Here is an 8,549-nt window from a genome sequence, read left to right as displayed (position 1 = left end):
TTGTAACCGATTTCCGTAAACCCAAGTTTTTGCAGTTCGGTATAAAAGAAAGCAAGCGATTCTTCCTTCACATAGGGAATCAAAATGTTTTGTCGTAAGGACAAACGGATTTCCCCAGCGGCATAGTTGCCGACCAGATCGGCCAGTAAACGTGCCTTGTCCGTATAAAAATCGCCCAATAAAACCTTGATGCCGATGGCCACATAACCTTCCTGTTTTTGGGAAACGAGGTTGGTGGATTTCCATTTTTCAAAAGTCTCCGTATCGGAAATGCTGGTTTTGGGAGCTTCCGTCTCTGCTATTTTTACCTTTGGATAAGCATCCGCGTCAATGGGAAACGTATGGTAAGGTATGGCCTTTTGTTCTTCCTCCAACAATTCCTTAAAGCCGTCGAGGCCGATATCCTTCACTAAAAATTTCATCCGTGCCTTGGCCCTGCTCTTGCGTTCGCCGTAGCGGTCGAAAACGCGGATAACGCCGTCCATCAGGGGAATTATTTTATCCGAAGTAAGGAATTCGAAAAGCACATCGGCATGTCGGGGCTGGGAACCCAATCCGCCACCTAACATGACTTTAAATCCTCTTACATTGTCTTTTATCTTGGCAATAAATCCTAGATCATGCATATAGGATAATCCCGTATCGGCATCACTGGCAGAAAAGGATACCTTAAACTTTCGGCCCATTTCTTGGCTGATGGGGTTCCTTAAAAAATAGTTGAAAAGGGCATCCGCATAGGGGGAAACGTCGAAAGGTTCGTCTTTATCTATACCTGCGGTTTCGCTGGCGGTGACGTTCCGTACCGTGTTTCCACAAGCCTCGCGAAGGGTGACATCGTCTTTTTCCAACTGCGCCCAAAGTTCAGGCGTGCGGTCGAGGTCGACAAAATGGATCTGTATGTCCTGCCGCGTAGTTATGTGGAGGCGTCCCCGGGAGTATTCATCGGAAACATCGGAAATTCGATGCAACTGCTTGGACGATACTTTGCCATAGGGTAATTTAATACGGATCATCTGCACGCCTTCCTGACGCTGGCCGTAGACGCCACGCGCCAATCGGAGGCTCCGGAATTTTTCCTCGTCCAGTTTGCCTTCCTTGAACTCGTGGATTTTTCTATCCAGTTCGAGGATGTCCTTTTCGACTATCGGGTTTTCTATTTCTGTTCGGAAACTTTGCATTTTATTAGATTCTAGATATTGGATTAATGGATGAACCCTGCGCCTACGGTATTATTGGACTGCGTATCGATCAAAATAAACGAACCGTTGGTACGATGTTTCTTGAACTGATCATAAAATATCGGTTTGTTCAACTTAAAGGTGACCTCTGCGATATCGTTCATACCCAGACTATCGGCCTTTTCATCGATTCCGGAATAATCGGGATGTATTTTATGGTTGATGGTATTGACCTTGGCCAAGACTTTATTAACGCCGTGCTGCACTACATATTTCTTTCCGGGGATAAGATTTTCAGAATCCATCCAGGATATCGTTGCCGTGAACTGCTTATCGATGGTAGGCAGATCGTTCGCCTTGACCAACATATCGCCGCGGCTCAGGTTGATTTCGTCTTCCAAGGTTATCGTTACCGATGAACGCCTAGAAGCGGTCTGGTATTTTTTATCGTGGAAATAAATTTCCTTTATTTTGGAACGTGTTTGGGATGGAAGCGCCACGACTTCATCACCGACACTCAGCTCACCACCGTACACTTTTCCAGCAAAACCCCTAAAATCATGATACTTATCCGTTTTCGGACGGATAACGTATTGCACCGGAAAACGTGGAGTTCCCACATTGGAAACCGCTGCAAGATCTAGACCTTCTAAGTGTTCTAACAAAGTTTCGCCTTTGTACCAAGTCATATTTTTAGATCGATTGACCACATTATCCCCTTTAAGGGCACTGACGGGTATAAAGGTGATTTTTTGATCTTCATATTCGCGTTTGGCCATCAATTGCTCAAAATCGGCTTTTATCTCATTGTATCTCCCTTCGAAAAAATCGACGAGATCCATTTTATTGATAGCTACGATAACCTCTTTGACCCGAAGCAGGTTATTGATAAAAAAATGCCGGTTGGTCTGCTCAATCACCCCTTTTCGGGCATCGATCAAAATGATGGCGGCCTGCGAGGTAGATGCTCCCGTTACCATGTTACGGGTATACTCGACATGACCGGGGGTATCGGCGATGATGTAGCTTTTTTTCTTAGTGGAAAAATAGATATGGGCCACATCGATGGTGATGCCCTGCTCGCGCTCGGCTACAAGTCCGTCGGTAGCCAAGGAGAAATCCAAATAATCATATCCGTTTTTCTTACTTCTTTTTTCGATGGCCTCCAGTTTATCGGTGGTCAAGGATTTTGTGTCGTAGAGCAGCCTACCTATCAAGGTACTCTTGCCGTCGTCTACACTGCCTGCCGTTGCTATTTTTAAAACTTCCATTTTTCAAGTGGTTCGTAATTAGTAGCTAGTAATTAGTATTTGTATCGTACTGCCGCTACCAACTGTTTACTGATTTATTGAATCAGTGGTTATTCAATGTTCACTAATTCCTATTTACCCTTAACTGCTCACTTTTCACCTATTACTTTTCACCTCTAACTTCTCACTTCACTCCTCACTTCCAACTAAAAATACCCTTGCTGCTTCCTTTTTTCCATGGCCGATTCCGAGCGTTTGTCGTCGATTCGGGCGCCGCGTTCGGAGATGGTGGAATCCCGGATTTCGGCGACGACGGATTCGATATCGGAGGCTTCCGAAAATACGGCGGCCGTACAGCTCATATCGCCGACTGTACGGAATCGAACCATACGTTCCAAAACTTCTTCATCATCCTCCTGAAAAACATAATCGGAATGCGACCAAATCAATCCGTCACGCATAAACACCTTTCGCTTGTGGGCAAAATATATGGATGGGATTTCAATTTCTTCTTCCTTGATATAGGACCAAACGTCAAGTTCCGTCCAGTTTGAAATCGGAAAAATACGAACGTTTTGTCCCAATTCGATCTGGCCGTTCAGCATATCGAAGAGTTCGGGGCGCTGGTTGCGCTCGTCCCATTGGCCAAAATCATCGCGTACCGAAAAAATACGTTCCTTGGCTCGGGCCTTTTCCTCATCACGTCTTGCACCACCGATACAGGCGTCGAACTTGAATTCCTCGATGGCATCCAATAACGTGGTGGTCTGTAAGGAATTCCTGCTGGAATACCTTCCGGATTCTTCCTTGACCTTCCCTTGATCAATGGAATCCTGAACGTTTCTAACGATCAGCTCCAATCCTAATTCCTCGACCAGCCTGTCCCGAAACTCGATAGTTTCCGGAAAATTGTGTCCCGTATCGATATGCATCAACGGAAAGGGAATCTTGGCCGGCCAAAAGGCCTTTTGTGCCAAACGCACCAGTGTAATCGAGTCCTTTCCACCGGAAAATAAAAGCACCGGCTTCTCAAACTGCGCCGCCACCTCGCGAAAAATATAGATGGCCTCGTTCTCCAGGGCGTTGATATGGGAAGTATCTTTCATAGAAAAAGTTCAAGTTCAAGTATCACGTTCAAGCGCAAAAAAGTGTATTGGTTTAGGAGTCTAGTTTTCGTCTATTCTCCTTTTCTATTTTCTTTCACGTATGCAACCCACATTCCCGGTTCTCCAAAACCTTCGTCGGATCGAAATAGTTGAGTTCGTTAGGCAGATTATATTGTTTCAAATAGGCATTCAATTGGGTATCGCTCCAATAGTAAAAAGGACTCACCTTTAACACACCATCCTTACTTAGACTTAAAATATCCAAGGAATCACGTAACGCGGTCTGCCCTTTTCTCAGATTGGTAAACCAAACATCCGGTTTGTGCGCCGCCATCGCCCTTCGAAAAGGCTCCAGTTTTACCTGCTCGGTAAATTCGGCATGCTTCGGGTCGTCGATTTGGGGAATTCCCATCACGCTATCCCGCTGTGCCGTGGTCTGCCGGGGCACGTACAGGTCGATGTTCAGCTTCAACCTTTTAATAAGAGCCTCAGCATGTTTATATGTATTGGGCGTATTGTACCCCGTATCGCACCAGATGACCGGAACATCGGCTTTAACATCAGAAACAGCGTTCAAAATAGCCACCTCATACGGACGGAAATTCGTGGTCACCACAGGAGCAGTAGCGTGCTTTATCGCCCACGAAATAATTTCTTCCGGAGGAATACCTTTGAACTGTCCGTTCAGTCTTTTGATCGATTCTTGAGAAAATCCCATAGTGTAAAATTTTATCTGCCCCATCCGATATTGTTCCAGATGCGTTCGTGAAAAAAGTACAGGAACATTTTGGTCACAAAATCGATGGAAGCTATTGATGCTGCGATAGCTGCCTCGCCGGTCAGCAAATACGAAATAAAAAGCGTATCTAAAGTACCTATCACCCGCCAGCTTATCGCTTTGGCGATACTGCGAACGGGCTGCTCGGATTTTTGGTGCTCGGCAAATTTTTTCTTGGATGCGCCCTTATCTAAAATCAGTTGGTCTACGATCATCTGTTCACAAATCTAATTACCCCATCAACTTAATAGAGTAAACAAAAATAGGGCGAAAATATTGTGCAGCCCAAAAAATTATTATAAAAATTGCTAACTGCCCCATAGATTTAGTAGATTGATAGAATTAGGGGACATTATTTATTAATTTTTCATCGTATTCAAGGATTTTTGAAGGGATGATTATGTGGGATAGGGCATATTTTCCGCGATTTTTACGGATTAGAGGAATTTTGCTGATATGGTTATCAGCATATAAGAGGACAATCAATCCCTGGAATAGAGGAAGGAAGGAAGGAAGGAAGGATGGATGGATGGAACGGGGAATGACAAAAGACTAAATAATTAAATCAGCCAAGGTATTATTACGATACACATCCAAATTTGCATCCCTGACCTTGAGCATCAGTTTGTTCACGGAACAAACAGCCTCATTGGGACAGTCGTCACATTTTTCGTAAAAGTTGAGGCTCACGCAAGGCACCATGGCAATCGGGCCTTCGAGGATGCGCATGACATCGGTCATCAATATCTCCTTGGGTTCTTTAATGAGATAATATCCCCCACCTTTTCCCTTTTTAGAACCCAAAAATCCGGATTTACGGAGGGAAAGCAGAATACTTTCCAAAAATTTCTGGGAGATATTTTCATTTTCCGCGATTTCAGCGATCTGCACCGGAGTGTTTTCCTTTTGGGAGGCTAGATAAGTAAGGGCTTTTAGGCCGTATTTTGTCTTTTTGGAGAGCATGTCGCTAAGATAGGGAAAAAGAGTTATCTGTAGACAGTGTCGGTGGGCAGTTGCTCATTGGCAAATCTATATGGGAATTTTGAAAATCGATGTGGTTCTATAGGAAAGGGTTCAGTACCCGAAATTTATCTTACGATTTGGTAACGTAAAAGGTGAACTACCGGAACTACTTAAAAGAACGACGAATGGAACTGGAACCGATATGTTTACTTTGCAATCGGGTCGTTCCGTAAAACGGCCGTTTTATAGGACTACCTTTCTTTATTAAAATGCTTAAATTCGTAATACCAAAATAGAAATATGCGTACCGGTACGCATATAATGTTGTTGTCAAACAATTCCTAAAATATCCTCCTGACATCGAAAAAATCACATTTAGTTTTGAAATTGTTATCCGATTAGCTAACTTTGTCTATCATTTAACCTATTTCAAGATTGAGCGGATTCAAAAGAAAGATCGGATTTTACAAAAACTATTTCAAGGATTTTTACGACAAGCAACCGGTTAAGGTCAGAAAAAAAGTCGATTGGACACTTTTGCTGATACAGACGACCCAGTTCGTATCAGAAAATCATTTCAAACACCTCACGAACACCGACGGGCTTTGGGAAATAAGGGTTTCGGCGGGCAACGGAATCTATCGGATTTTCTGCTTTTTCGATAAGGGCAACCTAGTAGTTCTATTGAGCGGATTTCAAAAAAAGACACAGAAAACACCGAAAAAAGAAATAAAGAAAGCAGAAAAACTAAAAAAGGAGTATTATGAAAACAGATAAAAGAATTACATCCTTCGACGACCATTTGGACGAACAGTACGGGAAAAAAGGGACTTTGAACCGACAAAAATTCGAGGAGGACTTTGAGACATTTAGAATAGGAGTACTTATCCAAGAGGCCCGGAAAAAACAACAATTGACCCAACAGCAACTCGCAGAAAAAGTCGGGACTACTAAAAGCTATATCTCCCGTATTGAAAACAATGCAAGTGATATTCGATTGTCAACATTGATGCGAATCATAAGAGAAGGACTTGGTGGACATCTAAAACTGTCGCTGGACATTTAGCGGCGGGGGCGAACTAATGGTAACAATGTATCCTATGAAAAGCCCTATTCCAGTTCTCTAAAGTTAATCAATATTTTCTTTTTTGCTTTAAACCACCTTTTTTTCTTTTTAAATAACTAGCTCCGCATCCTATGTGTGATCGATCCGAAAATGGGAACGTCACCGGCATCCGTATGATTATAAGTTATTCAACTTTCGCAAGTAACATAACACGTTGAAAATGAGAGAAAAAGCAGCATATTTTGTTTGTTAAGTCACTGGCTTTCAGTAACTTTAAGTCGCTAAACAAAAAACAAACGATATGCTGCGACATAAAGATAATACAATACTTTCGGAGATAAACGGCTTTTTTACCACAAACGAAAAAGCGATGCACACAATTTTTAAGATCATAGGTTCATTGACATTATCAGGGAAACATGTATTTGGGCAGGGACGCGGTCAACGTCCGCTATCGGGGCCATGACAAACTGGTCCTGCTGTTACTGTTCCCTTTGTTCGGGATAAAGGATTCGTACCATTACGGGAGATCGTCCCTTTACGGCATCCTTTCCTGTGGCAGGGACGTGTTCTACCGTCTCCTGAACAACGGGGGCATCGACTGGCGCTCCCTGAACTATGGCATCGCCGGTAAACTGATCAAGGGGACGGGCGACAGGTCGCAGGCCCCGGCGGGGGGAGGCGCGCCGCGCTGCCTGATAGTCGACGACACCGACCTGCCCAAGACGGGCCGGTCCATCGAGCTGATCGGCAGGATATATTCCCACGTGTCCCATAGCAGCCTGCTGGCTTTCAAGGGGCTGTTCATGGCATACCACGACGGCAAGAGCCTTTTCGCGCTGGACTTCTCGCTGCACGGGGAAAAGGGCAAGAACGGGAAACGGCCCTACGGGCTTACCGTCGCCCAGGGGAAAAAGAGGTTCTCCAAGGAAAGGGCGGCGGACGGCCATGGCGCAAAGCGCCACCGGGAATATTTCTCCACCAAGATCGGGAACATGATCGCGATGCTGCGCACGGCCATCGCCCGGGGCGTACGGTTCGACTACCTGCTGGTCGACAGTTGGTTCACCTGTCACGAACTGGCAAGGTTCGTCAAGGCCCGCAGGATCGGCTGCCATTTGCTGGGGATGATCAAGATGGGCACGACCAAGTACGGGTACGGGGAAAAGTCCCTCTCCGCCAAACAGTTGGTAAACCTTTTGAGGAAGTCCAAGAAGACCCGGCGTTCCAGGGCGACCGGGCTCTATTACGGCGGGGCCGTCGTGGACTTCAAGGGCATCGAGGTGAGGATATTCTTTTCCAAGACCTCGAAAAGGGGAAAATGGCACGGCCTGCTGACCACGGACACGGACCTGACCTTCGAAAGGGCCTACAGGATATATTCCACCCGTTGGGCCATCGAGGTCACCGCGTGTAGTTGTTCAAGGTGCTCTCGGCCTTGCCGTTGATCGAAAAACTCTTTCTTAATTTCCCGCAAAGGTTTTCAAAGCCCGGAACTTCTGCGATAGCGGTCGCTACTATTGTTTTACTTTTTTTTGTACATAACGGTAAATTTTAAGTGTATCATAAATATAGGAAATGTTGTACTTTGCTCTGGAAAGGCTTCCGACCGGTAGGGAGGATTCGTTCAACAACGGCTTCATCGACCCAGTATCCTGGAGGATTGATAGCGGATTTGAACTCGGTCGGATTTGATTGGATCAATAATTATTGGTGCAACCTGATGAACGAAAAAGGAATGAACGGCCAGATAAATCCGGCAAGACAATTCGCTATTTCCGCAATGATTATCCTCTGCATTAGTCTAATGCTATTCTTTATACAATTTGCCAGAAAATTTGCGACCAATCGAATTTGGAGAATTACGATTCAAACCTTTGGAACGGTAACTATGATTTTAGCAGCCCTAATTTTTACAGAATACCACGATTTGATGACTCTTCTTTCCAGTATATTCGGAGTGGTCGTTTTAACCGGCATTATCCTGGAGATTTATAAAAGCAAAATGAAACTATTTAAATTGACCGGAAAAGTGTGCATTATTTTGTTGGCCCTGAACAATTACATCTATTACAGCGGTCAAATGATCGAATATTTACCGTTCATCCAAAAAATAACATTTGCATTAGGGCTCATTTGGGTCATCGGACTTAATTACCAATTGACCGGAAAAAACGTGGTACAACACTGTAAAAATTAGGGCGATTA

General features: G+C 44.5%; 10 protein-coding genes and 1 pseudogene. 5 read left to right on the top strand and 6 right to left on the bottom strand.

Annotated features, from left to right (window positions below; genetic code table 11):
* The 6 genes from ACEW8S_RS08270 to ACEW8S_RS08245 all read right to left on the bottom strand — a co-directional run.
* On the bottom strand, positions 1-1,178 hold a 1,178-nt coding region (locus ACEW8S_RS08270), incomplete at its 3' end, for a nitrite/sulfite reductase (protein ID WP_373517688.1).
* A 23-nt stretch (positions 1,179-1,201) separates the two neighbouring features.
* Positions 1,202-2,449: a sulfate adenylyltransferase subunit 1 gene (locus ACEW8S_RS08265; RefSeq protein ID WP_373517687.1), complete on the bottom strand. Its 1,248-nt coding sequence runs from the start codon at positions 2,447-2,449 to the stop codon at positions 1,202-1,204.
* A gap of 185 nt (positions 2,450-2,634) precedes the next feature.
* A complete protein-coding gene (gene cysD / locus ACEW8S_RS08260) occupies positions 2,635-3,534 on the bottom strand; it encodes a sulfate adenylyltransferase subunit CysD (protein ID WP_373517686.1) in 900 nt (299 codons plus the stop codon).
* Positions 3,535-3,628: 94 nt separating this feature from the next.
* On the bottom strand, positions 3,629-4,252 hold the full coding sequence (locus ACEW8S_RS08255) for a phosphoadenosine phosphosulfate reductase family protein (RefSeq protein WP_373517685.1): 624 nt from the start codon (positions 4,250-4,252) through the stop codon (positions 3,629-3,631).
* An 11-nt stretch (positions 4,253-4,263) separates the two neighbouring features.
* The gene (locus ACEW8S_RS08250; protein ID WP_373517684.1) at positions 4,264-4,527 is read right to left on the bottom strand and encodes a DUF2061 domain-containing protein; all 264 of its coding nucleotides are present in this window, start codon (positions 4,525-4,527) and stop codon (positions 4,264-4,266) included.
* Between the two features lie 337 nt (positions 4,528-4,864).
* Entirely contained in the window at positions 4,865-5,275 is a 411-nt protein-coding gene (locus ACEW8S_RS08245; RefSeq protein ID WP_373517683.1) for an Rrf2 family transcriptional regulator, read from the bottom strand.
* 435 nt (positions 5,276-5,710) lie between these two features.
* Here ACEW8S_RS08245 and ACEW8S_RS08240 point away from each other — a divergent pair, with 435 nt between their 5' ends.
* From ACEW8S_RS08240 to ACEW8S_RS08220, 5 genes and pseudogenes are all read left to right on the top strand, one after another.
* Positions 5,711-6,052 carry a type II toxin-antitoxin system RelE/ParE family toxin gene (locus ACEW8S_RS08240; RefSeq protein ID WP_373517682.1) on the top strand — a complete coding sequence of 114 codons (342 nt, stop codon included), beginning with the start codon at positions 5,711-5,713 and terminating at the stop codon, positions 6,050-6,052.
* A complete protein-coding gene (locus ACEW8S_RS08235; protein ID WP_373517681.1) occupies positions 6,039-6,341 on the top strand; it encodes a helix-turn-helix domain-containing protein in 303 nt (100 codons plus the stop codon). The genes ACEW8S_RS08240 and ACEW8S_RS08235 overlap by 14 nt, the downstream gene beginning before the upstream one ends.
* Before the next feature lie 419 nt (positions 6,342-6,760).
* Positions 6,761-7,384 (top strand): annotated as a pseudogene (locus tag ACEW8S_RS08230) (IS4 family transposase); the annotation flags it as partial.
* A gap of 84 nt (positions 7,385-7,468) precedes the next feature.
* A complete protein-coding gene (locus ACEW8S_RS08225; protein WP_373517689.1) occupies positions 7,469-7,789 on the top strand; it encodes a hypothetical protein in 321 nt (106 codons plus the stop codon).
* A 140-nt stretch (positions 7,790-7,929) separates the two neighbouring features.
* Positions 7,930-8,541, top strand: coding sequence for a hypothetical protein (locus tag ACEW8S_RS08220; protein WP_373517680.1), 612 nt, complete (start codon positions 7,930-7,932; stop codon positions 8,539-8,541).
* The last annotated feature ends 8 nt before the right edge of the window (positions 8,542-8,549 follow it).

It is taken from the genome of Pricia sp. (assembly GCF_041745955.1).
Taxonomy (GTDB): Bacteria; Bacteroidota; Bacteroidia; order Flavobacteriales; family Flavobacteriaceae; genus Pricia.
The sequence above is the reverse complement of the archived record's forward strand: the minus strand, read 5'-3'. Positions and strand labels throughout refer to the sequence as shown.

What these genes read in the sequence shown, in the direction of transcription:
- ACEW8S_RS08265 (WP_373517687.1), bottom strand. Translation starts at nt 2,449, where the DNA reads ATGGAAGTTTTAAAAATAGCAACGGCAGGCAGTGTAGACGACGGCAAG.
- cysD (WP_373517686.1), bottom strand. Translation starts at nt 3,534, where the DNA reads ATGAAAGATACTTCCCATATCAACGCCCTGGAGAACGAGGCCATCTAT.
- ACEW8S_RS08255 (WP_373517685.1), bottom strand. Translation starts at nt 4,252, where the DNA reads ATGGGATTTTCTCAAGAATCGATCAAAAGACTGAACGGACAGTTCAAA.
- ACEW8S_RS08250 (WP_373517684.1), bottom strand. Translation starts at nt 4,527, where the DNA reads ATGATCGTAGACCAACTGATTTTAGATAAGGGCGCATCCAAGAAAAAA.
- ACEW8S_RS08245 (WP_373517683.1), bottom strand. Translation starts at nt 5,275, where the DNA reads ATGCTCTCCAAAAAGACAAAATACGGCCTAAAAGCCCTTACTTATCTA.
- ACEW8S_RS08235 (WP_373517681.1), top strand. Translation starts at nt 6,039, where the DNA reads ATGAAAACAGATAAAAGAATTACATCCTTCGACGACCATTTGGACGAA.
- ACEW8S_RS08225 (WP_373517689.1), top strand. Translation starts at nt 7,469, where the DNA reads ATGATCAAGATGGGCACGACCAAGTACGGGTACGGGGAAAAGTCCCTC.